This window comes from Brevundimonas sp. FV1ps31S, assembly GCF_058681265.1.
The window spans coordinates 1254200-1279871 of sequence record NZ_CM178735.1 but is presented as its reverse complement, the minus strand read 5'-3'; the positions used below and the strand labels follow the sequence as shown (position 1 = coordinate 1279871).

Here is a 25672-nt window from a genome sequence, read left to right as displayed (position 1 = left end):
CCCGCAGGCGCAACTGCCGCTCGGAGTAGACAACGAACAGGTCGAAGGCGCAGCGTCTGCACCGTCACCGGATCCCCCCGCCATCCCCGGCGAGGGTGCGGCGGCCGGGATCCAAGGCGGCCGACAACTGCGTCGCCTCGATCAGATCCCGGGTGGCGAAGCCTTCGCGGAAGCCGTCCAGGACGGGCAGGAGCGCCTGACGGGCTCCGGGCCTGTCGCCCGCATCGAGGCGAAGCCGCGCCAGATCGACGGCGACCCGCAGGGCCCATGACGCCGCGCCGAGGGCCCCGGCGGCTTCCGCCGCCGCCGTCAGGCTCGCCTCCGCATCCGCGCTGTGATGCGCCCGTCGCACGGCGGCGCGGATGCGCAGCACCTCTGGCAGACACCAGGCCTCCTCCTGCGCCCGGGCCAGGTCGAGGGCGGCCTCTGCGACCGCCGCCGCCTCCTCGGGGTCTCCGCACCGCCTCAGGGCGTCTGCAAGGACGGCCATATACCAAGGCATCCGCGCCAGATGGCCGGTCTGGCGGAATTCGTCGATCGCCCTGCGCAGGGCGCTGACGGCGTCGCCCGTCGCCGCGCCGGTCTCCAGGGCGAGCGCCGCGCGATAGAACATCACGATTGGAAGTTTCACGCCGAGCCTGTGGCGAGGAACGTGCGCCTCCAGCAGGGCGAGGTGGCGCTCGCACTCCTCGTAACGCCCTGTCCAGAAGAAAACCGCGCAGCCGAACGACAGGGCGTTGTTGAGGGACAGATCATGCCCCGCCGCTTGGCCGAGCGCGACGCCGTGCCGCGCAGAGCGCAGGGCGGCCTCCGGCGCCCCTGACAGCCATTGCACCTGGGCCAGAACGGCCGAGGCGACGACGAAGGGTTCGTTGAGGTAGCGAACCCCGTAGGCGCCGGACTTTCGGCCCTGCTGCTGCAGCGTCTCCAGCCGCGACCGGGCGCCGCCGAGCCGGCCGAGGAAGAGCTCCGCCATGCCGAGGTGCAGCTCGCTCTCGACCAGGCTGGCCGGATCCCGGGCCGCGGCGACCTCCGCGAAGCCCTCAAGCGACCGATGCCCGACGCGATGTTCGCCCCGGATCATCTCATGAATGCCGATCATCATGAGGCAGCGCAGCCGGTAGGCGGTGTCCTCGATCTGGCAGGCGATCTCCAGCGCCCTGCGCAGATGGTCCATAGCCTCCCCCCCGACCCCGCGGGTGAAGATCATCGATCCGCTCAGCCACAGCCGCAGCTGCATCTCGATGGCGGTTCCCGCCAGGCCGGACGGCTCCAGCTCGCGAACGGCCCGGGCCACATGCATCCGGCATTCCTCGGTCAGGGAGAAATGGTTCCACAGCAGCAGGCCGGCGGCGGAGAGCCGGACGCGCAGCGCCCGGTCGGTCGCGTCGCGCCCGACCCAGGCCAGCGCGCTCCTGAGATCGTCCAGGAGGCGTCCGTAGGCGCGCCCCCAGTCCTGGGCCGGACGGCGCGTGCGTTCGACCGCCGCCCGCTCGAGCACGGCGCAGACGCGCTCCGCATGCCGTCGGCGCACCGCCCTCTCCTCGGAACCGGCGTCGGCCAGGAGATCCACACAATAGGCGCGGGTCGTCTCCAACAGGCGATAGGCGACACCGTCCGCTTCGATGGCGATGACCACGAGCGATTTGGACGCCAGTCTCGCCAGGCCGTCAGCGGTCTCGGGCGCGGCGCGGTGGGCGACGGCCGCAGCGTCCTTGACGTCAAAGAAACCGGCGAAGACGGCGAGCGCCCGAAGCAGGGCGGCCTCCGTCGGAGTCAGCAGGCTGTAGCTCCAGTCCAGCATGGCCCCCAACGTGCGATGCCGCTCCGGATCAGACCGGCGTCCTGTCAGCAGCCGAAACCGGTCGTCGAGTTCGTCCAGCAAGCCCCAGACGCCGAACCCGTCGATGCGGGCGGCGGCCAGCTCGATGGCCAGGGCGAGCCCGTCGAGCCGGCGACAGATCCGGCCCACGGCGGGCGCCTCGGCGTCGGTCAGCCTGAAGGTCTCCAGCCGGTCGGTGGCCCGTTCAACGAAGAGTTGGATGGCGGGAAACGCGAGCGCGTCCTCGGCCGTGAGCGCCGCGTCCGGCGGCGGCATGGCCAGGGCGTCCAGCCGGCGCACCCGCTCCCCCTTGACCAGGAGCGGCTCGCGGGTGGTGGTCAGAATCCTCACGCCCGCTGCGGCCGCGAGCAGCCGATCAACGCAGGCCGCGACCGGATCGATCACATAGTCGCAGTTGTCGAGCACCAGAAGGACGCGTCGAGTGCGCAGATGGTCGCACAGCGCGCCCAGCATGTCGGAGGCGTGACTGGTCATGCCGACGGCCGTGGCGATGGCGCCGGCGGTGAGGCCGGGCTCACGCGAGGTCGCCAAGTCGACCAGCCACACCCCGTCCTCGAAGGCGTCCACGCAGCGTTCCGCCACGGCGAGGGCGACCGTGGTCTTGCCGATGCCGCCCGGCCCCACCACCGAGACCAGCCGGACCGCCTCGAGGTCCCGCCGGATGGAGCGGATCGTCTCCTCCCGACCGAAGACCCGGGTCGTTGCCATGGGAAGATTGTGCGCCCCCTTCATCAGAGTCGAGAAGGGCGACCGGACGGTCGGGCCGCGACATTCCACCGATGCGGTGAACCGGTAGCCGCGCCCCACCACCGTCGCGATATAGCGTCCCGCTCCGGAGCCGTCGTCCAGCGCCCGACGCAGGGACGCCATATTGACCTTGAGATTGGCGTCGTCGACGAAGGTGTCCGGCCAGGCCCGCCTCATCAGCGCCGCCTTGGTAAGGAGTTCGCCCGGCTGTTCGACCAGGGCCGTCAGCAGGTCGAGCGCCCGCCCGCCCAGCCGCACCGGCGCGTCGTCCCGTAGCAGCAGCTGCTGCTCGGGAAGGAGCACGAAGGGACCAAAGGCGAAGGCTCGCGCGTCCATTCCCACCTCCGCCCGGCTCCGGCGACCATTGCGGCGGTCGTCGGCGGGGGCTCGCCGTTGTGGCCGCTGTCGCGCGTCACTTTAGCAGGTTCGGTCGGCCGCCGGGGTAAATTGGCATAAAGGCCTGCCCTGCAGGACCCTGTGGTCTGCCGTTGATCCGTGCGCTGAGGCGCCCGAGCCCCGGTCGGTCTGTTGCGGCCAGCTGCAAGAGCCAGTTGCAGGCCTCCGCCTTGAGGGCAGGAGCGCGCGCGCCGACTGTCTCTCATCCGGCGTCCCGCCGGCTTTCCAGGAGGCATTCATGATGTTCAGGCTCGCACTCGCTCTGGCGGCGACGCTGCTGGTGACGGCGCCCGTCCGAGCGCAAACCCTGGACCGCCCCGTGTCCGTCGTCCTCGTCCACGGCGCTTTCGTGGACGGATCGGGCTGGCGACAGGTCCATGACCGGCTGTCGACCGCTGGCTACGAGGTGCTGGTGGTGCAAATCTCGACCGCAACCCTCGAGGGCGACGTGGCGACGACGCGGGCGGCGATCGCCCGGGCGCGCCATCCCGTGGTTCTGGTCGGCCATTCCTACGGCGGGACGGTCATCACCGAGGCCGGCGGCGATCCGAAGGTGCGCAGTCTGGTCTATATCGCCGCCTTCGTGCCCGACGTCGGCGAATCGGTCGAGTCCATGATCGCGACCCCCGTTCCCGGCGCGCCGGCCTTGCCGGTAAGCCCGCTGCTGGACGGCTACATAATTCTCGACCCCGAAGCGTTTCCGGCGGCCTTCGCCGGCGACGTCGACGCGGCCACGGCGCGCTTCATGGCGGCGTCCCAGACGCCCTATGGTCAGCCGGCCCGTGCGGGCGTGATCACCCGCGCGGCCTGGAAGGCGAAACCGAGCTTCTACGTCCTGACGACCAACGACCTGATCGTGCCGCCGGTGGCCCAGCGCCAGATGGCCGGGCGCGCCGGGGCGACGGTGACGGAGGTAGCCAGCAGCCACGCCGCCATGGTGTCCCATCCCGCAGCGGTGGTCACCGTCATCGAGGCCGCTGCGGCATCGCCCCGATAGGACCTTGGAAATCCTGGCTCCGGGTCGGCGTGCCGCGACCATAGAGGACAGGCGGCGCGTCGAACCTTTCGGGGCCGTACAGCAGGCCCGCGCGCCACGACGCGGACAAGGCTGCGGATGAGATTGCGGGTTGCGTGGCTCGGACCCCGGTCACGGCCCCATGGATTTTCAGACCGAAGCGGCCGCCCATCCCCCCGGTTCAGAGCGCATCGCCCCCCGGTCCGAAAGGGCGGACGCCGGTCCCGACAGGGCTTGGGCCAGGATGCCGGGACGGCCCGGTCGCCGTTCCGCCGACGACGGCGCCGGTGCGCCGTGGGATCCGAACAGACGCCGGTCGCGGGTCACTTCCGCATCAATAGCGTCCATCACGGCCCGGATGCGGGGATAGCGCGCCATATCGGCATGGACCGCCATCCAGTAGCTCTGATCAGAACCGGAGCGATGAGGGGCGAGGCATTCGAGTTGGGGATGGTCCGCGGCCACGAAACACGGAAGGACGGCCAGGGCGCTGCCGCTCAGTACGGCCTGGAGCTGGACGGAGACGCTGGTCGTCCTGTAGCGGGCGGCCGCCTCCCATGCGAGACCCGCCTCGCCCTCGCCCCCGGGTCGCACGCGCTCCGAAAAGGCGCACCAGACCTCGTCCCCGAGATCCTCGATCCGGCTGGTCCGCTCCAGAGAGCGGCGCGCACGATAGGCGGCGGTCGCATAGACGCCGTAGGCCAGGTCGACCAGCTTCTTGAACTTGAGGTCGCCGGTCACCGGCCGCGTCGGCGTGATCAGGATGTCCGCCTCCCGGCCCGCCAGCGACAGATGTCGGGAGGTCGCCACCAGCTCGATCTCGAGCTCCGGATGTCTCGCCATGACGGACGGAAGCCGCCGGGCGAGATAGTGGGCGCCGAACTCCTCGGCGGCTCCGACCCGCACGGGGCCTGCGATCTGGGCCGACTGTTCGGACAGACACAGCACCTCGCGGAGGATAATCGATTCCAGCTTCTCTGCGGCGAGAACCATCTTGTCGCCCTCGGCCGTCAGCACCAGCCGCCGGCCCGCCCGTTCAAAGAGCGGCGCACCGGCTTCACGTTCCAGACGCGAAATGCGCCGGCTGATCGTCGAATGATCCATCTCCAGCGCCGTGGTGGCGCGGGCCATGGCCCCTTCGCGAGCGACCTGAAGAAAGATCCGGATGTCGCTCCATTCCATCGTATCGACCTCCCACTGCGGTAGCGAGATTAGGCTCCGCTTCCGGCCGATGGGGTAATTCCGGGTAAAGACCGGTTGTTGCGCGGCGGTGGACAGGGGGACCGGGCCCGGGCGGCTTGGGGCCGCCCGCCGCTTCGCCCGCCTCGGCTTGAAGATGTGCCTCGCCGATCTCGGGCCGGCCGGCTGGAGCAGGCAATCACCGACATCCGGTCAGAGGCGCCCGCAGACGCCGTCGTCCTCGCCATCGAGACCGATGTGTCGGACCGGTCCGCCCTCGAACGACTCGACCGGGAGGTGGTTGATCGTCTGGGCGACGCCGACATCCTCATGAACAATGCGGCGATTCAGGCGCCTTCGACTGCGGCCTGTCAGGCGGACGACTAGCGCAAGGTCCTGGCAGCCTACCTCTAGGGTGTCATCGATAGCAGCCAGGTGCGATCAACGAACCGCTCTCGCAAATGCGAATGCGTCTCAAATTCCTTGATTGAGGCGCTGGGTTTGCTAGGACGCTGGGATGACATCCATCCTCCTCGCTCTATTCGGGTCTGTCGCCGGCGTCGGCGCCGTGACCTTGCTGTACCTGAGATGGCGTGGCGATCTTCAGAACTCAGGCTGGGTGGCGGTGAGTTGGGCGGCTGCGGCCATGTCGATAATCCTGTGGGCGATCGCGTTCGAGCCGGACGTGGGCGCGGCCTTCGCCGTCCTGGTCCTGACAGTCGCCGCCCTGGGCCTGGTCGGTCGAGGCGTCGACTTGCCCGCTCTGGGGCGGTTTCCGAGCGTACGGCGCGTTCCCAACCCTGAACCCCGCGGCAAGCCCTCCTGGGCCGGCGTCGCCGCGCGTACGCTCGCGGTCGTCGCGGCCGCCCCCGCCGTGAGCATGTGTCTCGGCCTGCTGGTCTGGGTCGTGACCCCGGCGCACGAGTCCACGCGCTTCGTCCTGGCCGTATTCAGCTTCCTGCTCGCCTTCGCCGCCCTTCTGGTCTGGGGCCTGAGCGCGGTGCGGCCTTGGCGCGCGCTGGGCCTGATCACCCTCCTCGGCGCAGCGGCCGCCGTTCCTGTCGCAGCGGCGCTTTAAGATGGCCCGCTCGATCTGGCCCAAGTCGCCGCCCGGCTTCGTTCGGCGCCTGCTGGCGGGGCATAAGGTCCTGGGCCTGGCGCTCGGCGGCATCCTCTATCTGATCTGCCTCACCGGCTGGATCGGGGTCTATTATGTCGAGGTCGAGCGCTGGGAGCGTCCCAATCTGCCGGAGTTCACCACCGTGTCCCCGGAGGCCGCAGCTGTGGCGATCTCGGACAGTCGCCGCGCCATGCTGGCCGACACGCACCGGGGCCCGCTGGACACGGATCTGTTCGTCGGCCTGCCCACGGAGGCCATGCCCCGTATGATCGGCGGCTGGGGCCATGAGGCCCGCGCCTATGACGCCGCAGGCGCCTATGCCGGCGACGCCCGTCATGACCTGACCCATTTCCTGACCGAGCTTCACTATTATCTGCATCTGCCGGAGACCTTCGGCATGATCGTGGTCTGCCTGTTCGGCGTGGGCATGATGGCGCTGCTGATCGGCGGCGCCCTGGCCCATCCCCGGATGTTCCGCGACGCCTTCTCGCTGCGGCCCCGCAAGGAGGGCCAGCTGGCGCGGGTCGATGTTCACAACCGTCTGGGGACCTGGACCCTGCCCTTCGCCCTGGCCATCACCCTGACCGGGACGATGATCGGTCTGGCGCAACTGATGGCCCTGGCGCTTGGAACCTTCGCCTACGACGGCAACGTGCTGAAGCCCTATGAGCCGATCTTCGGCGCCCAGTCCGAAATCGAGGCCGCGACCGGAGGGCGGGTTCTTCAGGGGGATCCCGCCATCCTGAAGGCCATTCAGCAGATCCGAACGGCCCAGCCTGAGCAGCCGATCAGTTTCATCGCCGTCCATATGGTCGGCACGCCCCAGGAATCCATCGAGATCACCACCAAGCCGCCCCATCGGCTGGTCTATGGCGAAACCTGGCGGTTCGACGCCGATGGCAATCTGGTCGGCAGCCACAATATGTCGGACGGCCCCGCCGGGCGTCAGGTGGCCGCAAGCGTCTACAGCCTGCATTTCGGCGATTTCGGCGGCCAGCCCGCGAAACTGATCTATGCGCTTCTAGGCCTGGCGCTCACGGTGATGATCGCCGCCGGCATGGACATCTGGCTGGTGAAGTCGGCGAGCAAAGGGCGTCCGCGCCCCGGGCTTCACCGGCTCTGGATCGTGCTGGTCTATGGCGCGCCGGCGGCCATCGCCCTGACCTTCGCGGCCTCCATGCCGACCGGTCTCAACCCCGTCGCCCTCTTCTGGAGCCAGATGGTCATTCTGGGCGTCGGGTCTCTCGTCAGCATGAGGCTCACCGCCGCGCCGGCGGCCGAGACGTCGCGGTGGATGCGGTTCGTGCTCGGCGTATCCGTCCTGGCCATGCCGGCGAGCCACCTGCTGGTCCATGGGTCCACGACCCAGGCGGCCCTCCAGATCAGCCTGCCCCTGACCCTGATCGGCCTCGTCCTGGCGACGACGGCCTTTCCGCGCCGGGCGGCGGCCAAGGCCCGCCAGACTGTCCCGGCCGAGTAGCGCTCTTCAGGCCACAGTCGCGGCTTTTCCCCCGCGCGCTTGGAAGACGCCTTGACCCGGAGAAGTTCATAATGAGATGCAGTCTCAACACGAACAACCCGCTCTTCTAGAGGCCTCCCCCATGCTTCGCTCCGTCCTGCTCGCTTCGGCTTCGGTCTCGCTTCTCGGCCTGGCCGCGAGCAAACCCAGGACCGGCCACGCGGCGCTGAGCAGGGCCTCCCGGTCCGCCGCTTTTGGCTCCAAGCCGTCGAGGCCGGGAAGCGGACAAGGGCGAGACCTTTCAAATCGGCGACATTCATCACCAGGGCGCCCCAGAGGCGTCGGACGATGTCGCGCCGTAACGATCGCACCCATTTTAGCGGCCCCGGGCGAGATGGTGAGCGGGCGCGCAAGAAGGCCTGGTTCGGCCGAGGATTCGGGGCGGGGAGAGAACATCGTGGTCGCGCCTCTAAGAAAGTATGTCGCCAGTCGGGGCCCCCAAATGACGTCGCCGCTGCGCAGCCCTCTCAATAAAAAGCCGAAACACTACGCGCCCGCTGAAATCTGATCGGCAAGGGCGCGCGATCCGGGGCGAAAATCCGGCCGACGCCACGCCCTAGAGCATCGCATATGAAAATTATTTCATTGACAGAACGAACCCACGCCCGTTTTCTGGCGCCAAGGGACCGGCCACAGGTCCCAGGCCTCAGGGAGACGTCGCGTTGGATCGCAAAGAGCCAGGTTTCATCGTCGATCGCCGCATCCTGATCCAGGGCGCGGGCGGCGTCGCCGTGGCCTCTGGCTTCGCCGCACGGGCCGCGGCCGAGGTTGTTGCGGACGCCGGCCCGCGACAGAGCCTGAAGCTGGCCTTCGACTGGAAATTCGCCCTGGGTCACGCCGCCGACGTCGACAAGGATTTCGGCTTCGGCCGCGACCAGCGCACCTATGCCAAGACCGGGGGCTCCGAGAGCTCGCCGGTCGCCGACGCGGCTCTGGCCGGTTTTGACGATTCCGGCTGGCGGTCCGTCCAGGTCCCCCACGACTGGGCCATCGACCTGCCCTATGATCCCGGCCCCGGCGGCTTCGGCCCCGACAAGGACGATCCTCGCGCGGCCCACGGCTATCACGCCCTGGGCCGCGACCATCCCGAGAACAGCGTAGGCTGGTACCGCCGTCCGCTAGACATACCCGCCGATTGGGCCGGGCGTCGACTGAGCATGGAGTTCGACGGGGCCTTCCGTGAGGTCGTGGTCTTCCTCAACGGCATCATCGTCGACGAACACGCCGGCGGCTATACGCCCTTCACGGTGGACATCACCGATGTCGCCCGCCCCGGCGAGACCAACTGGCTGGTGGTGCGTGTCGACGCGAGCCTCGGCGAGGGATGGTTCTACGAAGGCGCGGGCCTGTATCGCCATGTCCGGCTGACGGCGACCGACGCGCTTCACATCCCCCCGCACGGCGTCTTCATCCAATCCGCGCCGCGCGGCGCGGGCGCGACCGCCAAGGTGCGGATCGAAGCGCGCAACCAGTCCGATCAGCCGCGCGACGCCCTGGTCCGCGCCCTTGTTCTTGCACCGAACGGTCTGGAGCTGGCCCGGCGCGAGACCCGGCTGGGGGCGCCCGCCTGGGGCGACGGCGCGATTGAGCAGAATCTGGCCTGGGACACGGCGCCCCTCTGGTCGCCGTCCGATCCCCGGCTGCACCGCCTGGTCGTCGAGGTCGAAGCCGACGGCCGGGTGACGGATCGCGTCGAAACCCCGTTCGGTGTGCGGACCGCCGCCTTCGATCCCGAGCGGGGATTCCTGCTCAACGGGCAACCGCTGAAACTGCTGGGCGCCTGCTGCCACCAGGATCACGCCGGGGTCGGCGCGGCCGTCCCGGATCGGCTGCAGGCCTGGCGGATCGAGCAGTTGAAGGCCATGGGCTGCAACGCCTATCGCGCCTCGCACAATCCGGCCACGCCCGAGCTGATGGACGCCTGCGACCGGCTGGGCATGCTGGTCATCGCAGAGACGCGGCGCATGTCGTCCGACGAGGAGTCGATGGCCGAGCTGGCCACCCTGGTTCGGCGCGACCGCAACCGCCCCTCGGTCATCGCCTGGTCGATCGGCAACGAGGAACAGGCGATCCAGGGCAACGAGACCGGCGCCGCCATCGCCCGCACCATGAAGCGGCTGGTCAACCGTCTGGACCCGTCCCGTCCTGTCACCGCCGCCAAGGACCAGGATTTCGACACCGGCGTGTCGCGCGTCGTCGACGTGCTGGGCTTCAACTATCGCACCCCCCAGATGGAGGGCTATCACGCCCGCTTCCCGGATCAGCCCATCCTCGGCAGCGAGACGGGCAGCACCGTCTCGACCCGGGGCGAATATGTGCTGGACGCGGCCCGCCACATCGTCCCGGCCTATGACCGCGAGCATCCCTGGTGGGCCTCCACCGCCGAGGCCTGGTGGACCATTGCGGCGGAGCGGCCCTATATCGCCGGCGGCTTCATCTGGACCGGCTTCGACTATCGCGGCGAACCGACGCCCTACAGCCGGTGGCCCAGCGTCGCCTCCTATTTCGGCGCGATGGATTCCTGCGGCTTCCCGAAGGACAATTACTGGTACTACCGCGCCTGGTGGCGCCCGGAGCCGCTGCTGCACCTGTTCCCGCACTGGAATTGGGAAGGGCGCGAAGGCGAGGAGATCGAGGTCTGGGTTCATTCCAACCTGGATCGCGTCGAACTGCTTGTGAACGGCCGCTCGGTCGGATCGAAGACCGTCGAGCGCAATCGTCACCTGGCCTGGTCCGTGCCCTATGCGCCGGGCGTGCTGGAGGCGCGCGGGTTCAAGAACGGGCGGCTGGTCACGACCCAGCGCCGCGAGACCGCCGGCGCCCCGGCGGCTCTGCGTCTGTCCGTTGATCGTCAACGATTGACCGCTGACGGCGAGGACGTGGCCATGATCGCCGCCAGCGTGGTGGACGCCCGTGGTCGTCCCTGTCCGCGCGCCAACGACCTGGTCGTGTTCGAGGTCGCCGGCGACGCCCGGGTCATCGGCGTCGGCAACGGCGATCCCGTCAGCCACGAGCCGGATCGCAGCGACCGCAGACATCTGTTCAACGGACTGGCCCAGGCCATCGTCCAGACGGGCCGCAAAGGCGGCCCCATCACCGTCACGGCGCGGGCGGAGGGGCTGCGCCCCGCCGTGCTTCGTCTCGACGCCCGCACCACCAAACAATCGACCTGAAAATCAGGCGAGCACAGGGGGAGTTTCTCATGACCGCCAATCGCAAGACCATCGCCGCCGCCAGCGTATCGCTGGCCGCACTTATCGCAGCCGCGCCTGTCTGGGCCCAGGAGGCCCCGGCCGCCGAGCCGACGGAGGCCGCCCAGGTCGATGAGGTCGTCGTCACCGGCATCCGCGCCTCTCTGCGCGACGCGATCGGCGTCAAGCGCCGCTCGGATCTGGTGGTCGAGGCCATCTCCTCCGAAGATATCGGCCAGCTGCCGAACGTGACCATCGCCGAAGAACTGGTGCGTCTTCCCGGCGTCAACGGCACGCGTGACCGCGGCAACCAGAGCCAGGCCTCGATCCGGGGCCTCGGCCCGCGTCTGGTGCTGGGCCTCGTCAACGGCCGCGAGGTCGCCTCGTCGGAGCCGGACCGCAACGTCCGCTGGGAAATCTACCCGTCGGAAGTCGTCTCGGGCGTCGAGGTCTACAAGTCCCAGTCGGCCGACCTGATCTCCGGCGGCATCGCCGGCACCATCAACATCCGCACCATCCGCCCGCTGGACTATCGCGGCCCCAGCTTCGTCGGCACGGCGGGCGCGGTCTATTACGAGGGCGGCGAGGACCTGCCCGACTATGATCCGCTGGGCTCCCGCTTCAGCGCCAGCCTGACCCATCGGCTGACCGACACCCTGGGCGTCAACCTCGGCGTGACCCACCAGGAGCAGAAGAACGGCTATTCGACCTTCGAAGGCTGGGGCTGGAACGACGAAGATACGGGCGGTTCGCCCGGCGACATCGACGGCGACGGCGATCTGGACGCCACCTTCTGGGGCGCCCAGGCTCAGGTCAAGCGCCTGACCGAAACCCGCAACGGCGTCAACGGCGCCCTGCAATGGAAGCCGTCCGACCAGTTCGAACTGAACATGGACGCCCTCTATTCGAAGGTCGAGATCGACGAGGACCAGAACCAGATCTGGTTTGGCAACAACGACGCCTACGGCAACTGGGCCGGCTCGTCCGCCTGGGCCTATGGCGATCCCGCCGCCTCCTACACCATCATCGACGGCACGGTGGTCGCCGCCACCCTGCCCTATGCCTCGGTCACCAACGTCATCGCCAAATACACGGAGGACAAGACCCTGCTGGCCACCGGCCTGAACGGCAAGTGGACCTCGGGCGACTGGACCCTGACCGGCGACGTCGCCTATTCGAAGGCCGAGCGCGAGAACCTGTGGCGCGCGATCTTCACCGAACACTATCCTGAACTGGCGGGTGTCGACATGACGCCGGGCCGGACGCCGTCAGCCTTCGCCAGCTATGATACGTCGGACCCCAGCTACCAACCGCTGTACGACTATGTCCCCGGCCAGGCGGACGGCGGCAAGCTGACCGACGAGCTGACGTCGGCCCAGTTCGACGTCGCCCACTACGGCGGCGAAACGGGCGTCACCAAGACCTCGTTCGGCGTCCGCGCCTCTGACCGGTCCAAGGCCTACGAACGACTGCTGTGGACCCAGGCGCCGATCGTCGCCACGATTCCCTCGTCACTGCTCAGCAGCTTCACCGTTTCCGACTTCGACACCCCGGGCTTCCTGAACGGCGATTTCGACGCTGTGGCCCAGGCGGCCATCGGCGGCTTCGTCCAGCCCGCCGACGCCGTGGACGAAGCCTCGGGATGGTCCGTCGATGAAACGGTGTTCGAGGCCTATGTGAAGGTCGACTTCGCCGGCGACTTCGCGGGTCTGCCCGTCACCGGCAATGTCGGCATGCGTGCGGTTCAGACCGAAACCACCAGCAAGGGGTACGGGTCCGTCAACAGCGGCGCCCTGACGCCGATCTCGATCGACAATGACTATTTCCAGCTGCTGCCCAGCCTGAACCTGACCTTCGCCCTGGCCGAGGACCAGCAACTGCGGTTCGGCCTGGCCCGCACCATGGCGCGTCCGCCGCTGGATGAACTGCGCGCCGGCCGCACCCTGTACAACACCAGCCCGCCCCCGTCGGGCACGGCCGGCAACCCGAACCTGAACCCCTACATCGCCAACCAGGTCGACCTGTCCTACGAGTGGTATTTCGCGCCGGAAGCCCTGTTCGCGGCCGCCGCCTACTACAAGGACGTCGAGACCCACATCGGCTACTTCACCCAGCCGGTCACCATTGACGGCGTGACCTACAATGTCACCGGTCCGTTCAACGGCGACGGCGGCGGCATCAGCGGCATCGAGCTGACCTTCCAGACGCCGTTCCGCTTTATCCCGGCGCTCGAGAATTTCGGCGTCTACGCCAACTTCGCCTATGTCGATTCCGACGTGAAGGAGTTCTCGCCGGCCAACAACCCGCTGGAGTCGACCGGCCTGGCTCGCGAGACGGCGACGGTCGACCTCTGGTACTCCGACGGCAAGTTCGAGAGCCGGCTGGGCTACAAGTACCACAGCCCCTTCACCGTCATCAGCGGCTGGGACGGGTCTGCGCTGCGGACGCTGGACAGCGAATCCACCCTGGACTTCAGCGCCTCGTATCAGGTGACGTCGAACCTGGGCGTGCGCTTCCAGGCCAGCAACCTGACCGATGAAGAGGTCAACACCTACTACGACAACGACGAGAACCGTCTGGCCAGCAACACCCGCTTCGGTCGCCGGTTCAGCCTCGACGCCACCTTCCGCTACTGACCTCGCGTCGCGCCTCAAGCCTTACGGAACTGCCCATGAAGATCCGCCGCATCCTCCTTCCCGCCTTCGCCGCCCTGATGGCCTTGCCCGCGCAAGCCCAGCAGGCGGGGCAGCCGGCGCCCTTCTATTTCGGCGCTGACCTGTCCTATGTGAACGAGATGGAGGACTGCGGCGCGATCTATCGCAAGGACGGCCAGGCCCGCGATCCCTACGGACTGTTCGCTGAAATGGGCACCAATCTGGTGCGGGTCCGGATCTGGAACGACGCCGAATGGACCAACTACAGCGACCTGGACGACGTGCGCGAAACCATCCGCCGCGCCCGCGCGGCCGGGATGGAGGTCCTGCTCGACTTCCACTATTCGGACGACTGGGCGGACGGTGACAAGCAGATCGTGCCCAAGGCCTGGCGGTCGATGCGCGACGACACGCCGGCCCTGGCCCAGGCTCTTTATGACTACACTTTCCAGACCCTTCGGACGCTCGACGCCGAAGGCCTGATGCCGGACCAGGTTCAGGTCGGCAACGAGACCAACCCCGAGATGATGGGCGAGCTCGACTGGAAGACCGCCCGCCCCGGCATCAACTGGGAACGCAACGCCGCCCTGTTCAACGCCGGCATCAAGGCCGTGCGCGACGCCGGCGCCCAGTCCAGCATCCAGCCCCTGGTCATGCTGCACATCGCACAGCCCGAGAACGTCGAGCCCTGGTTCGCCGATGCGTGGAAGCACGGGGTCACCGACTTCGACCTGATCGGCGTCAGCTATTATCGCAAATGGTCGACCCAGGGTCTGGATGGACTGGAGCAGACGATCACTCGCCTCCGTCACCGCTATCCGGCCGAGGTCGTGGTGGTCGAGACCGCCTATCCCTTCACGACAGAATCGGCCGATAACTCCCCGAATCTATTGGGCGAGGACTCGCTCCTGCCCGGTTATCCGGCCACCTATGAGGGCCAGCGCCAGTACATGCACGACCTGACCCAGAGGGTGAAGTTCGCGGGCGGCGTGGGCGTGGTCTATTGGGAGCCGGCCTGGGTCTCCACCCCCTGCTCCACCCGCTGGGGCCAGGGCTCGAACTGGGAGAACGCGACCTATTTCGACTGGCGGCGCGGCAACGAGCCGACCCCGGCGGCCTATTTCGCCAAGGATACCTATCAGGAGCCGGCGCCGGTCGAGATCACCATCCGGCGGCCGCAAGGCGCGACCGGACCGCTGTGGCTGTGGGGCGACTTCCTGGGCGCCAATGACATGATCGTCAGACTGTCGCCGGAAGCGTCGGATCCGACCGTCTATCGCTACACGACGACCATCCGGCCCGGGTCGACCGTGCGTTACCAGGTCTATGACCAGCGCCCCTTCACCAAGGGTGTGATCCAGTCCGGCGATTTGATCCAGGCGACCGTCGGCGACGAGGGCCTGGACGCCGCCTACGACATCACGCGCTAAGCGTCGGAAGCCGCAACCTCCCAGAGCCTCGGCCAGGTCACCCTGGCCGAGGCTCCGCTGCATCCAGAAGCGAAACAGAACGACTAAATCCCGACAGGCGCTGGATTTTTCGCCACCTGTGCAATAACCTGATCCGCCTACGACACAGTTTCGCTTCCGCGTACAGAATGCGGCCGGCGCGAAGTTCTCGCGCTCCGCCTTTACCGACCATCGGGGATATGGCCGACAAGACCAACAAGCTGGGCCACAAGATCGGCGCGCGCGGGGGCCGCACCCGCCAGGCGATCCTCGACGCGACCCGGACCCTGCTGAACTCGCGCCACTATGGCGAGATTCGCGTCGCCGACCTGGCCTCGGCTGCGGGCGTGTCGCCCTCCAACTTCTACACCTATTTCAAGACGGTCGAGGAACCGGTCCTGGCCCTGTGCGAGACGGCGGCGACCGATTTTCAGGGCCTGGCCGCCCACTTCCAGGCCGACTGGCCCGGTGACAAGGCCTTCGGCATAGGCCGAGCCTTCATCCTGGACGTCATGGCGATCTGGCGCGATCACGGCCAGGTTCTGCGGGTCGAGCACATGCTGGCGGACAATGGCGAGGTCGCCTTTGTCGAAAGCCGTGTTCGCCGCCTGCGTCGCCTGCACCTGGCCATCGAACGCCGCGTCGCCCAGGCCCACGCCGCCGGCCTTCACCCCAAGGACTATAATCCGCGTCTGGCCTCCTACCAGATCGCCTCGATCGCCGAGTCCACCGCCGCCAGCTTCGACCTGCTGCGCCGCGCCGACACGCCTGAGGCCATCCTGGACACGGCCGCGATCATCATCGTCAAGCTGACGACGGGCCGTTAAAGGCCCAGCGGCCCGTACAGCCAGGTCAGCCAGATTCCGATGGCCAGGAAGACGCCGAACGGCAGCTTGTCCGTCGCGCTGACCGAGCGGCGCACCACCAGCAGACCAAACACCAGGCTGAGCCCCGCAGCCGAGGCCCACAGCAGCACGCTGGGCAGGCCGATCCAGCCTACCCAGGCTCCGGCTCCCGCGAACAGGTAGGGGTCGCCCCCGCCCAGACCGTCGCGCTTTCGCACCGCCCTGTACAGCCAGGCGACCAGCCAAAGCCCGCCGAAACCGACCACCGCCCCGATCAGATGGGACAGGGCGACGTCCCATCCCATCAGGGCGGCCGCGATCAAGCCCGTCGCCGCAAGCGGCCAGGTCAGGATGTCGGGAAGCCAGAAATTCTCGCCGTCGATAATGGCGATCAGCAGCAGTTGCCAGCCCAGCACGGCGGTCGCGGCGATCATCAGCCATGACGGTCCGCTAAAGCCCGCCCAGACGCCGACCAAGCCTGCACCGAGTTCGATCAGTGGATAGCGGGGCGAAATGGCGACGCCGCAGCGGGCGCAGCGGGCGCGCAAGGCCAGCCAGCTGAACAGGGGGACCAGTTCCCAAGGCCGCAGGGGCTGGTCGCATCCCATGCACCGCGACCGGGCGACGACGATGTCTTCTTCACGCGGCAGACGGACGCTGACCGCCGCCAGAAAGCTGCCGATGATCAGGCCCAGAAGGCCCATGACGACGGCGGCGAGGACAGGGCTCATCTGGAGGTCCGGACGGTGAACAACCGCCCTCGCTTAGCCGCCCCCGAGCGCCACCGCCACATGATAGGTCGCGAACGAGGCCAGATAGGCGAGACCGAACATGTAGACGATCATGACCCAGGTCCATTTCCACGAGTTTGTCTCTCGCTTCACCACGCCCAGGGTCGCCACGCACTGGGGCGCGAAGATGTACCAGGCCAGGAAGGACAGGGCCGTCGCCAGCGACCATTGGGCCGACAGGGTCGAGGCCAGCAGACCCGTCGCATTCTCGGCGTCGGCGATGGCGTAGGTGGTGCCCAGGGCGGCCACCGCGACCTCGCGCGCCGCCATGCCGGGGATCAGGGCGATGACCATCTGCCAGTTGAAGCCGATGGGGGCGAAGATCGGCTCCAGCGCCCGTCCGATCATGCCGGCGAACGAATAGTCGATGGCCGGAAGGGTCGCGTTCTCGGGCGGATAGGGGAAGGTCCCCAGCACCCAAACAATGATCACGAGCGGCAGGATGATGCGGCCCGCCCGGTTCAGAAATATCTTCGCCCGGAGCCACAGGTTGAAGCCGACACTCTTCAGATCGGGAACCTTGTAGGTGGGCAGTTCCATCATGAAGGGCTCGACCGCGCCGCGCCAGAAGACCTTGCGAATTACCAACGACACGAGAAGCGCGCTGACGATGCCGGCGGCGTAGAGGCCGAACATGACCAGCCCCTGCAAATTGGCGAAACCCCAGACCGTCTCGTTCGGGATGAAGGCGGCAATGATCAGCGTATAGACCGGGATCCGCGCCGAGCATGTCATCAGCGGCGCGACCAGAATGGTGGTCAGGCGGTCACGTTTGGAATCGATCACCCGCGCCGCCATGACGCCCGGAATAGCGCAGGCCACGCTGGACAGCAGCGGAATGAAGGCGCGGCCATGCAGGCCCGCGAAACCCATGATGCGGTCCAGCAAAAAGGCAGCCCGCGCCATGTAGCCGAAATCCTCAAGCGCGATGATGAACAGGAACAGGACCAAAATTAGCGGCAGGAAGACCAGCACGCTGCCCACGCCTGAAATTATGCCGTCCACGAGCAGGCTCTGCAGCAAGACCCCCGCGCCGCTGTCGGGGATCAAACCGGCCACAAAAGTTCCAAAAGCGACGCAAATCGCGTCGATGCCGTCAGCCACGGGCGTCGCCCAGCTAAACACCGCCTGAAACATCACGAACATTATGACCGACAGTACGATCAGACCGCCGACCGGGTGCAGCAGGACCGAATCGATCCGGCCGGTCAGGGTGTCCGGTCGCTCGGGCGGTCGCACACAGGCCTTCATGATCCGCTCGGCCTCACGGGCGGCGGTGCGCAGTTCGGCCGCGTCGGGACTGCGCCAGCTGTTCTCGCCCTGGGCGGCGGCATCGACCTGGGTCTCGACCGCCGCGATCAGATCGTCGATCCCGCGCTTGCGGGTGGCGACCGTGGTGATGATCGGCACGCCCAGCTCGGCGCGCAATTGCTCCAGATCGATCCTCAAGCCCTGGCGCTGGGCGATGTCGTACATGTTCAGGGCCAGCACCATCGGCCGGCCGACCGCCTTCAGCTCCAGAATCAGGCGCAGGACCAGGCGCAGATTGGTGGCGTCGGCGACGCAGACCACCACGTCCGGCGGCGTCTCGCCGGCCAGACGACCCAGCACGGCGTCGCGGGTCACTTCCTCGTCCGGACTGCGGGCCCGCAGCGAATAGGTGCCCGGCAGGTCCAGCACCGACATCGTCCGGCCGGAACCGGCGCGGATCAGCCCCTCTTTTCGCTCCACCGTGACGCCGGCGTAGTTGGCGACCTTCTGGTGGGCGCCGGTCAGGGCGTTGAACAGGGCGGTCTTGCCGCTGTTGGGATTGCCGACCAGGGCGACGCGGGCGGTCTTCAGGGCCATGTCCATCAGGCGGCGCCCGGCATAGCCGGCTCCAGCGGACCGGCGTCCAGCTGGATCGTCAGACTGGCGGCCTCGTGGCGGCGCAGCGCCACGCGCATGTCGTCGATCTTCATGGCGATGGGGTCCCGGCCGAACAGACCTTCGTGCAACAGTTCGATCCGGGCGCCTTCGACAAAGCCCAGTTCCAGAAGACGGCGCTCCAGTTCGACCTCGTGGCCCTGATGGTGACAGTGGCCGCCCACCTGGACGATGACGCCGCGATCGCCGCGTCGGGCCTGGCTCAGCTTGATGTGTTCAGTCAATTCGATGCTCGCAGGGGCGGACGCCGCCCCTGACGACTCCGCGCTTCTTTGACACTGATTATCAGGTGCGTGGGCATCACGTCCAGCGGGACGGCTTGACCAATTGCCGCGCTGGACATTTGGTCTATCCCGCAGCCCGTATCCCGCCGGGCAAGGAGCCTTCGATGAACCGTCTCACCCTCGCCGCCCCCCTTGTTCTCGCGCTCGCTGCGTGCGGGCCGAACGGCGATGCCGGCGGCGCGGACGGCGGGTCGGAGAAGGCCAGGCCCGTCGCCCTGTCGGAGGCGGACAAGGCTGTGCTGCTGGCGTCCCTGCCCGCGCCCTATAGTGCAGGAGATCTGGCGAACGGCCGCCGAGTTTTCGCCCGCTGCCGGTCCTGCCACACCATCGGCGCAGGCGGTCCCGATACGGCGGGCCCCAACCTGCACGGCGTGTTCGGACGGGCCGCAGGCGCCCGGCCCCGGTACAGTTATTCCAACGTCCTGCGGACGGCGGATTTCGTCTGGGACGCCGAAAAGCTGGATCACTGGCTGCAGAATCCTCGCGAATTCCTGCCCGGCAACAAGATGACCTTCGCCGGCCTGCCCGACGCGACCGACCGCCGCGACGTCATCGCCTTCCTGAAGGTGGAGACCGGCTATGCGCCGCCTGCAGCGCCGCCGGCCTCCTGATCCTCAGCCCTCTTCGATCGGCTTGGGGCCGCCTTCGCGCAGCTCCTGGGCTTCCCATTCCTCGATCTTGCGGGCCGTCCATTCCGGCGACTTGGTGAAGCGCGCCAGGACGCCGTAGATGACCGGCACCACGAACAGGGTCAGGACGGTGGCGAAGATCGCGCCCGTGAAGATCACCACGCCGATGGTCTGACGACTGCCCGCGCCCGCGCCGTGCCAAAGCACCAGCGGCAGGGCCCCGAAGGCCGTAGCGATGGAGGTCATGATGATTGGCCGCAGACGCAGCGAGGCCGACTCGATGATGGCTTCGCGGATCGACCGTCCCTGATCGCGCAGCTGGTTGGCGAACTCCACGATCAGAATTCCGTTCTTCGCCGCCACCCCGATCAGGATGATCAGGCCGATCTGGCTGTAGATGTTCAGGCTCGACCCGGCCATCAGCAGGCCGAACAGGCCGCCCGCCGCCGCGAGCGGCACCGTCAGCATGATGACCGCAGGGGTGATCCAGCTCTCGAACTGGGCCGCCAGCACCAGGAAGACCAGCAGCAGGGCCAGACCGAAGGCCGCCAGAACGGCCCCGCCGGCTTCCTGCTGGTCGCGGGCCGCCCCGCCCCACTGGGTCACGACCCCGCCCTGGGGCTGTTTGGCAGCTTCGGCGCGGAGGAACTGGATGGCGTCGTCCAGGGTGGTGCCGGGGTTCAGATCGGCCTGAAGCGTGATCGCCCGCTGGCGATCCAGGCGCCTGCGGTCAGGCGTGTCGCCCGAGGTCTGGGTCGTCACCACCGCCGACAGCGGCACCAGCTGCCCGCCCCCTGTCGGGACGTAAAGCGCTTCCAGATCCGCCACTTCGCGGCGATTGTCCCGTTCGGTCTGCAGGATGACGTCATACTCCTGCCCGCCCTTGATATAGGTAGTGGCCCGACGCGAGCCGAACATGGTCTCGAGGGTTCGGCCGATGGACTGGGACGAGACGCCCAGAGCGGCCGCCTTCTGGGGATCGACATCGACCAGCAGGCGCGGCGAGTTCGGTTCGTAGTTAAGGCGCGGGCGCGAGAAGCCGGGATTGGCCTGGGCCGCCGCCAGCAGGGGCTTCAGCCAATTGTAGATCTGCTGGTAGTCGGTGCCGGTGGCGATCAGTTCGACGGAATTGGAATTGCCGCCGCCCCGCTGGAAGGCGCCCGGGGTCGAGGCGTTGACCTGGGCGTCGGTCTGGCCGCGCAGCTTGCCGTTCAGTTCCTGGGCGATCTCGGCCGCCGTGCGGTCGCGCATCGACCAGTCGGACAGGACCAGAACGCCGTTGCCGGAGTTGAAGCTGCCGCCGCCGAAACCGGGCGCGGAGATCAGATAGGAGTCCGCCTCGCCGCTGGCCTTGTAGTCGGCCAGCAGAGGCTCCAGCCCCATCATGATCTTGCGGGTGTAGTCGAAGCCGGCGCCCTCGGGGCCCGCGACGCGGACCGAGACGCGGCCACGGTCCTCGTCCGGGACCAATTCGTTGGGCAGGACCAGGAAGATGCCGCCCGCCCCGGCCGCCACCAGGGCGATCAGGGCCCCGACGCCGATCACCGCGATGCGCCGCCCCAGCAGCATGTCCAGCGACCGGCCGTAGGAGGTCTTCAGCCGGTCCATGCCCCAGTCGACGCGCCGCGCCAGCCACCCCCCGCCCTCGGCCGGCTTCAGGATCTTGGAGGCCAGCATCGGCGACAGGCTGAGGGCCAGAAAGGCCGAGAAGGCCACGGCTGCGGCGATGGCCGCCGCCAGTTCCACGAACAGCCGCCCGACATAGCCTGGCAGGAACAGCAACGGCGCGAACACCGACAACAGGACGATGGTGGTCGCGACCACCGCGAAGAAGACCTGACGCGCGCCCCGCTCGGCGGCCACCAGCGGCGGCTCGCCATGATCCAGGCGCCGCTGGATATTCTCGACCACCACGATGGCGTCATCGACGACCAGACCGATGGCCAGCACCAGGGCCAGCAAAGTCAGCAGATTCAGCGAAAATCCCAGGGGCGCCAGGACGATGAAGGTCGCCAGCAGGCAGATGGGCGCCACGATCGACGGGATCAGCGCCGCGCGCAGACTGCCCAGGAAGATGAAATTGACCAGGGCCACCAGGGCCATGGAGATGCCGATGGTGATCCAGACCTCGTCGATGGCGTGCGAGGTGAAGACCGAATTGTCGGATCCGACCTCCAGCGTCACGCCCGGCGGCAGGGTGGGTTGAATCTCTTCGATCATCGCATGGACGCCGTCGGAAATGGCCAGGTCGTTGGACTGGGCCTGGCGGGTCACGGCCAGGCCGATCTGGTCCAAACTGTTGCCCCGGAACAGCCGGCGATCCTCCTCGGGCGCCTCCTCGACCCTGGCGACGTCTCCCAGCCGCGTCACATAGGTCGGCTGGCCCTGGATGATGGCCGAGGAGCCGCTTCCCGTGCCGGTCGCCACGGTTGCGGAGGTCGAGGCCGATCCCCGTGTACCGATGGGCAGCTGACGGAAGTCCTCGGGACGGGCGTAGGTGCGGGCGACGCGGACGGTGTAGTCCTTGTCCGTCGATTCCAGCGAGCCGGCCGGCAGTTCGACGTTCTGGTTGGTCAGAGCCGTCTCTACGTCGGTCACGGTCAGGCCTCGCGCCGCCAAGGCGGCCGGGTCCAGCCAGATCCGCATCGAATAGCGCTGCTCGCCGTAGATGTTGACCTGGGCCACGCCGGGGACGGTCGCCATCCGGTCGACCAGATAACGGTCCGCGTAATCGGTCAGCTGCAGCCGGTTCATCGTCGTCGAGCGCAGGAAGACGATGATGATCGGCTGGCTGTCGGAATCGGCCTTGGCCACCTCCGGCGGGTCCGCCTGATCGGGCAGGTTCCCGACGACACGGCTGACCCGGTCGCGCACGTCATTGGCCGCGTCGTCGATATTGCGGTCGAGCGAGAACTCGATGTTAACGTTCGAGCGGCCGTCGCGGCTGACGGAATTGATCCGCTCGATGCCCTGGATGCCGGCGACCTGCTGCTCGATCGGCTCGGTGATCCGGCTCTCGATCACCTCGGCCGAGGCGCCGGCGTAGCTGGTGTTGATCGAGACGATCGGCGGATCGACGTCCGGCAGTTCGCGCACCGGAAGGAAGAAGAAGGCGGCGGCGCCGATCACGCACAGGACGATGGCGGCGACCGCTGCGAAGACCGGCCGCCGGACCGAGACATCGGACAGCATCATTTGGCCGCGCCCCCCTGGCGTCGAGCGGCCGGGACGCTGATCGGAGCGCCCGGCTGGATGCGGTTCAGGCCGGAGCCGACGATGTGTTCGCCGACTTCCACGCCGGACAGAATTTCGACGAAGCCGTTCTCGACGGCGCCGGTCGTCACCTCGACCCGCTGAGCGGTCGAGCCGTCGGCGCCGGCGGCGATCCTGTAGACGAAGGCGCCCGCGCCCTCGTACTGGACGGCGGACTCGGGCGCGGCCGGGGCCTGGCGCTGCCCCTGCTGGACGGCGACGCGCAGCAACATGCCCGGACGGATACGCCCGCCGGGATTGGGGAATTCGGCGCGGGCTGTGGCGGCGCGCGTGGTCTCGTTGACGCGGGTGTCGATCAGGGCGATCCGCCCCTGGAACGGGGTGTCGCCATAGGCGTCGGCCGTCGCAGTGATCGGCGCTCCGGCTCTCAACACGCTGAGGTAGCGTTCAGGCAGGGGGAAGTCGACGCGGATGGTCGAGGTGTCGTCGAGGGTGGCGATCACGGCTCCCGGATTGATCAGCGTGCCCGCCGTCACCGTCGTCAGACCCAGGGTTCCAGCGAAGGGCGCGCGGATGACCCGATCGCCGCGACGGGCCTGGGCCGCCTCCAGCGACGCGCGCGCCGTCTCCAGCGCCGTCTCGGCCTGTTCCAGCAACACCCGTGGGGCCACGCCCCGGTCCGCCAGGGCCTTGTAGCGGTCGTATTCGCGCTGCGCCTGGGCGACATTGGCGCGCGCCTCGATGATGGCGGCGTCCTCTTCGCGCGCCTGCAGCTCGACCAGGGGCGCACCCGCCGACACGGTCTGACCGTCCGTGAACAGAACACGGGTGATCAGTTCGGTGGTGGACGAGGTGATGTTCACGGACCTCTGGCCCCGGGCGACGCCCAGCACGCGAATCTGGTCGGAGAATTGTCGCTGGGACACCGTCGCCTGGGACACCTGCTGACCGCCCCTGCGCCCGGCCCCTTGCCCGGCGCCCGCGTCGTCATCGGCGAACGCGACCTTCAGGATAGCGGCGAGAACCATGAGCCCCAGCAATACGGCTGCGGCGACAAGGAAGAAGTGGCGTTTCACGCGACGGACTTTCGATCTTGAGGAAACGCACGCTTAGCGGCTTCTATCCCGCGTGCAACCTTACCTATCGGTAACGCTGTCGATATCGAATTCCGTCACGGAGGTTTGCATTAAAATCTGCGCCAGATCGCCACAACCGGCCCCTGGACGATCGGCGTCTCCCGTCCGGCGACCGTTTGGCGCCAGCCGGCCTGGAAGCTCCAGCGGCCGAAATCACGGACCATCGAGCCTTCGACGGAAAGCCAGCGGGCGCCGCCGTCCGCAGCGCCGCCGAAGGCCTGTCCCAGCAGCAGCCAGCGCCCGTCGACCCGCGCGCCGAGACTGGCATCGATGCGGGTTTCATGGGGCAGGCCGTCGCGCAGGCGACGCGCCGCCTGGATCTCGACGAAAGACTGGTCCATCCCCCATCGCGCGCCCATTGCGCCGAGGGAGCGTCCCGCCGACAGCCGCACTTCCCAGTCATGTTCGCCGACGCCCGGGGCGGCATAGCCGGCGTTGCGGCCCTCGCCCGCCCAGGCGTATCCGCCGTAGAGGCTGACGGCGTTGCGATCGTCCCGCCAGACCTGCCAGGTTGCTCCGACTTCGACCGGCCCCCGTCCCTCGTAGTTCACGAAGGCGTCGCCGCCATCCTGCCAGTCCGCCTTCAACTGCAGGGTCGCACGATCCGTCAGGCCGTATTCGGCGAACAGGCCCAGGGCCGCGTCCGTGCGATCGCCCGGCAAGGGCAGTTCCTGGCCGGAGGGGTCGAAGCCGGTGTCGCCCCGCATATCCTCATATTTGACGATCGCCTGGCCCTGGCCCCTGGGCAGGGTCCAGGCTCCGGCGGATGCAGGACCGGCCTGGCCGGCGACCAGAACGGCCAAGGCTGCGCTCAGGCGTCGTAGCCAGGCGACTTGCGATCCAACTGACGCAGGGCGCCGGGCCAGGCCAAGGCCGAGATGAAGCCGATGCCCCGTCCCTGCGCCTTCGTCTCGGCCTGGGCCTCGTCGGGCGCGATCAGCACATGCTCGCGTCCGCCAGAAAGGGCGGCGACCTGCTGAGCGCAGGCTCTCTCCAGGAAGAAGATGCCGATCCATGCCTGAGCCGCCGTTTCCCCGACCGCGAGCGTGCCGTGATTTCTCAACAGCATCAGCGGCTTGTCACCCAGATCGGCGACCAGACGTTCGCGCTCGTCATGGTTCAGGGCCAACCCCTCATACCCATGATACGCAACCTGATGCTGTAGTAAACACGCGTTCTGACTGATCGGCAGCAATCCGTGCTGCTGGGCGGCCACGCCGACCCCGTTCACCGTGTGCAGATGGATGACGAATTTCGCATCCTCCCGTGCGGCGTGAACGGCGGAATGGATGGTGAAACCGGCTGGATTGATGAAGTTTTCGGTCTCCTGGACGATGTTTCCCTCCAGATCGACCTTGACCAGGGACGAGGCGGTGATCTCGTCAAAATAATAGCCGTAGGGATTGATCAGGAAATGATGTTCGGGGCCCGGCACGCGGGCGGAGATGTGGGTGAAGATCATATCGTCCCACCCGTTCAAGGCGACCAGACGATAAAGGGCGGCGAGTTCGACCCGCACCTGCCACTCGGCCTCGGACACGCGGGATTTCAACGCGGGAATGGCGCCGTCGGCCATGGGTTCCTCCTAGCTGTCAAAAGGCCTCTGCTGGGCTTTGCCCGACCGTCCTCCCGCCCTGGCTTCCCGTCAAGCGGTCAGGGGCCCGGCCGCACCGATGTTAACCTTCGCGCTTCAGAGTTCGTTAACCGCGTCTTCACGTCGTCGCCTTTAAGCTTTG

General features: G+C 67.8%; 18 protein-coding genes. 9 read left to right on the top strand and 9 right to left on the bottom strand.

All coding sequences use genetic code 11. The annotated features are described in order from the left end of the window. Nucleotides 1-64 precede the first annotated feature (64 nt). Nucleotides 65-2926 (bottom strand): ATP-binding protein, encoded by a 2862-nt coding sequence (locus ACVPT3_RS05985; RefSeq protein ID WP_492043251.1) that lies wholly within the window; start codon nt 2924-2926, stop codon nt 65-67. Between the two features lie 298 nt (nt 2927-3224). Between ACVPT3_RS05985 and ACVPT3_RS05980 the strand changes: the two genes are divergently transcribed. Then, a complete protein-coding gene (locus tag ACVPT3_RS05980; protein WP_492043250.1) occupies nt 3225-3983 on the top strand; it encodes an alpha/beta fold hydrolase in 759 nt (252 codons plus the stop codon). A gap of 168 nt (nt 3984-4151) precedes the next feature. Here the strand turns inward: ACVPT3_RS05980 and ACVPT3_RS05975 are convergent, their stop codons facing one another. Then, nucleotides 4152-5183 carry a LysR family transcriptional regulator gene (locus tag ACVPT3_RS05975; protein ID WP_492043249.1) on the bottom strand — a complete coding sequence of 344 codons (1032 nt, stop codon included), beginning with the start codon at nt 5181-5183 and terminating at the stop codon, nt 4152-4154. A gap of 156 nt (nt 5184-5339) precedes the next feature. Between ACVPT3_RS05975 and ACVPT3_RS05970 the strand changes: the two genes are divergently transcribed. The 7 genes from ACVPT3_RS05970 to ACVPT3_RS05940 all read left to right on the top strand — a co-directional run bounded on the left by ACVPT3_RS05970 (nt 5340) and on the right by ACVPT3_RS05940 (nt 15939). Further along, the gene (locus tag ACVPT3_RS05970; RefSeq protein WP_492043248.1) at nt 5340-5567 is read left to right on the top strand and encodes an SDR family NAD(P)-dependent oxidoreductase; all 228 of its coding nucleotides are present in this window, start codon (nt 5340-5342) and stop codon (nt 5565-5567) included. Nucleotides 5568-5697: 130 nt separating this feature from the next. Next, complete coding sequence (locus ACVPT3_RS05965) at nt 5698-6258, top strand: hypothetical protein (protein ID WP_492043247.1); 561 nt, start codon at nt 5698-5700, stop codon at nt 6256-6258. Nucleotide 6259: 1 nt separating this feature from the next. Beyond that, nucleotides 6260-7780, top strand: a complete 1521-nt coding sequence (locus tag ACVPT3_RS05960) for a PepSY-associated TM helix domain-containing protein (RefSeq protein WP_492043246.1) — start codon at nt 6260-6262, stop codon at nt 7778-7780. Nucleotides 7781-8481: 701 nt separating this feature from the next. Further along, nucleotides 8482-10992 (top strand): beta-galactosidase GalA, encoded by a 2511-nt coding sequence (gene galA, locus ACVPT3_RS05955; protein ID WP_492043245.1) that lies wholly within the window; start codon nt 8482-8484, stop codon nt 10990-10992. 29 nt (nt 10993-11021) lie between these two features. Further along, nucleotides 11022-13646 carry a TonB-dependent receptor gene (locus ACVPT3_RS05950; RefSeq protein ID WP_492043244.1) on the top strand — a complete coding sequence of 875 codons (2625 nt, stop codon included), beginning with the start codon at nt 11022-11024 and terminating at the stop codon, nt 13644-13646. 35 nt (nt 13647-13681) lie between these two features. Further along, nucleotides 13682-15094: a glycoside hydrolase family 53 protein gene (locus tag ACVPT3_RS05945; protein ID WP_492043243.1), complete on the top strand. Its 1413-nt coding sequence runs from the start codon at nt 13682-13684 to the stop codon at nt 15092-15094. A gap of 218 nt (nt 15095-15312) precedes the next feature. Then, nucleotides 15313-15939 (top strand): TetR/AcrR family transcriptional regulator, encoded by a 627-nt coding sequence (locus ACVPT3_RS05940; protein ID WP_271165908.1) that lies wholly within the window; start codon nt 15313-15315, stop codon nt 15937-15939. Here the strand turns inward: ACVPT3_RS05940 and ACVPT3_RS05935 are convergent. Genes ACVPT3_RS05935 through ACVPT3_RS05925 form a run of 3 tightly spaced genes read right to left on the bottom strand, consistent with a single transcriptional unit; the run spans nt 15936 to nt 18898 of the window. Beyond that, a complete protein-coding gene (locus ACVPT3_RS05935) occupies nt 15936-16688 on the bottom strand; it encodes a prepilin peptidase (RefSeq protein WP_492043242.1) in 753 nt (250 codons plus the stop codon). The two genes, ACVPT3_RS05940 and ACVPT3_RS05935, sit on opposite strands and share 4 nt — an antisense overlap. 33 nt (nt 16689-16721) lie before the next feature. Then, the gene (feoB, locus tag ACVPT3_RS05930) at nt 16722-18602 is read right to left on the bottom strand and encodes a ferrous iron transporter B (RefSeq protein ID WP_492043241.1); all 1881 of its coding nucleotides are present in this window, start codon (nt 18600-18602) and stop codon (nt 16722-16724) included. Further along, on the bottom strand, nt 18602-18898 hold the full coding sequence (locus tag ACVPT3_RS05925) for a FeoA family protein (protein WP_492043240.1): 297 nt from the start codon (nt 18896-18898) through the stop codon (nt 18602-18604). Before ACVPT3_RS05925 ends, feoB begins: the two co-directional genes overlap by 1 nt. Before the next feature lie 164 nt (nt 18899-19062). On the opposite strand from ACVPT3_RS05925, the gene ACVPT3_RS05920 reads away from it, so the two are divergent. Beyond that, the gene (locus ACVPT3_RS05920; protein WP_492043239.1) at nt 19063-19569 is read left to right on the top strand and encodes a c-type cytochrome; all 507 of its coding nucleotides are present in this window, start codon (nt 19063-19065) and stop codon (nt 19567-19569) included. Between the two features lie 3 nt (nt 19570-19572). Here the strand turns inward: ACVPT3_RS05920 and ACVPT3_RS05915 are convergent, their stop codons facing one another. The 4 genes from ACVPT3_RS05915 to ACVPT3_RS05900 form a co-directional block, all read right to left on the bottom strand. Next, nucleotides 19573-22779, bottom strand: a complete 3207-nt coding sequence (locus ACVPT3_RS05915) for an efflux RND transporter permease subunit (protein ID WP_492043793.1) — start codon at nt 22777-22779, stop codon at nt 19573-19575. Beyond that, entirely contained in the window at nt 22779-23876 is a 1098-nt protein-coding gene (locus tag ACVPT3_RS05910) for an efflux RND transporter periplasmic adaptor subunit (protein WP_492043238.1), read from the bottom strand. Before ACVPT3_RS05910 ends, ACVPT3_RS05915 begins: the two co-directional genes overlap by 1 nt. Before the next feature lie 110 nt (nt 23877-23986). Continuing rightward, complete coding sequence (locus ACVPT3_RS05905) at nt 23987-24739, bottom strand: hypothetical protein (protein ID WP_492043237.1); 753 nt, start codon at nt 24737-24739, stop codon at nt 23987-23989. Nucleotides 24740-24747: 8 nt separating this feature from the next. Beyond that, complete coding sequence (locus tag ACVPT3_RS05900; RefSeq protein ID WP_492043236.1) at nt 24748-25512, bottom strand: class II aldolase/adducin family protein; 765 nt, start codon at nt 25510-25512, stop codon at nt 24748-24750. Nucleotides 25513-25672 lie beyond the last annotated feature (160 nt).

Bases quoted from the DNA above. Each gene is read 5' to 3' on its own strand.
- feoB (WP_492043241.1), bottom strand. From the start codon at position 18,602: ATGGACATGGCCCTGAAGACCGCCCGCGTCGCCCTGGTCGGCAATCCC.
- ACVPT3_RS05940 (WP_271165908.1), top strand. From the start codon at position 15,313: ATGGCCGACAAGACCAACAAGCTGGGCCACAAGATCGGCGCGCGCGGG.
- ACVPT3_RS05900 (WP_492043236.1), bottom strand. From the start codon at position 25,512: ATGGCCGACGGCGCCATTCCCGCGTTGAAATCCCGCGTGTCCGAGGCC.
- ACVPT3_RS05945 (WP_492043243.1), top strand. From the start codon at position 13,682: ATGAAGATCCGCCGCATCCTCCTTCCCGCCTTCGCCGCCCTGATGGCC.
- ACVPT3_RS05950 (WP_492043244.1), top strand. From the start codon at position 11,022: ATGACCGCCAATCGCAAGACCATCGCCGCCGCCAGCGTATCGCTGGCC.
- ACVPT3_RS05980 (WP_492043250.1), top strand. From the start codon at position 3,225: ATGATGTTCAGGCTCGCACTCGCTCTGGCGGCGACGCTGCTGGTGACG.
- ACVPT3_RS05965 (WP_492043247.1), top strand. From the start codon at position 5,698: ATGACATCCATCCTCCTCGCTCTATTCGGGTCTGTCGCCGGCGTCGGC.
- ACVPT3_RS05920 (WP_492043239.1), top strand. From the start codon at position 19,063: ATGAACCGTCTCACCCTCGCCGCCCCCCTTGTTCTCGCGCTCGCTGCG.
- ACVPT3_RS05935 (WP_492043242.1), bottom strand. From the start codon at position 16,688: ATGAGCCCTGTCCTCGCCGCCGTCGTCATGGGCCTTCTGGGCCTGATC.
- ACVPT3_RS05915 (WP_492043793.1), bottom strand. From the start codon at position 22,779: ATGCTGTCCGATGTCTCGGTCCGGCGGCCGGTCTTCGCAGCGGTCGCC.
- ACVPT3_RS05960 (WP_492043246.1), top strand. From the start codon at position 6,260: ATGGCCCGCTCGATCTGGCCCAAGTCGCCGCCCGGCTTCGTTCGGCGC.
- ACVPT3_RS05985 (WP_492043251.1), bottom strand. From the start codon at position 2,926: ATGGACGCGCGAGCCTTCGCCTTTGGTCCCTTCGTGCTCCTTCCCGAG.
- ACVPT3_RS05975 (WP_492043249.1), bottom strand. From the start codon at position 5,183: ATGGAATGGAGCGACATCCGGATCTTTCTTCAGGTCGCTCGCGAAGGG.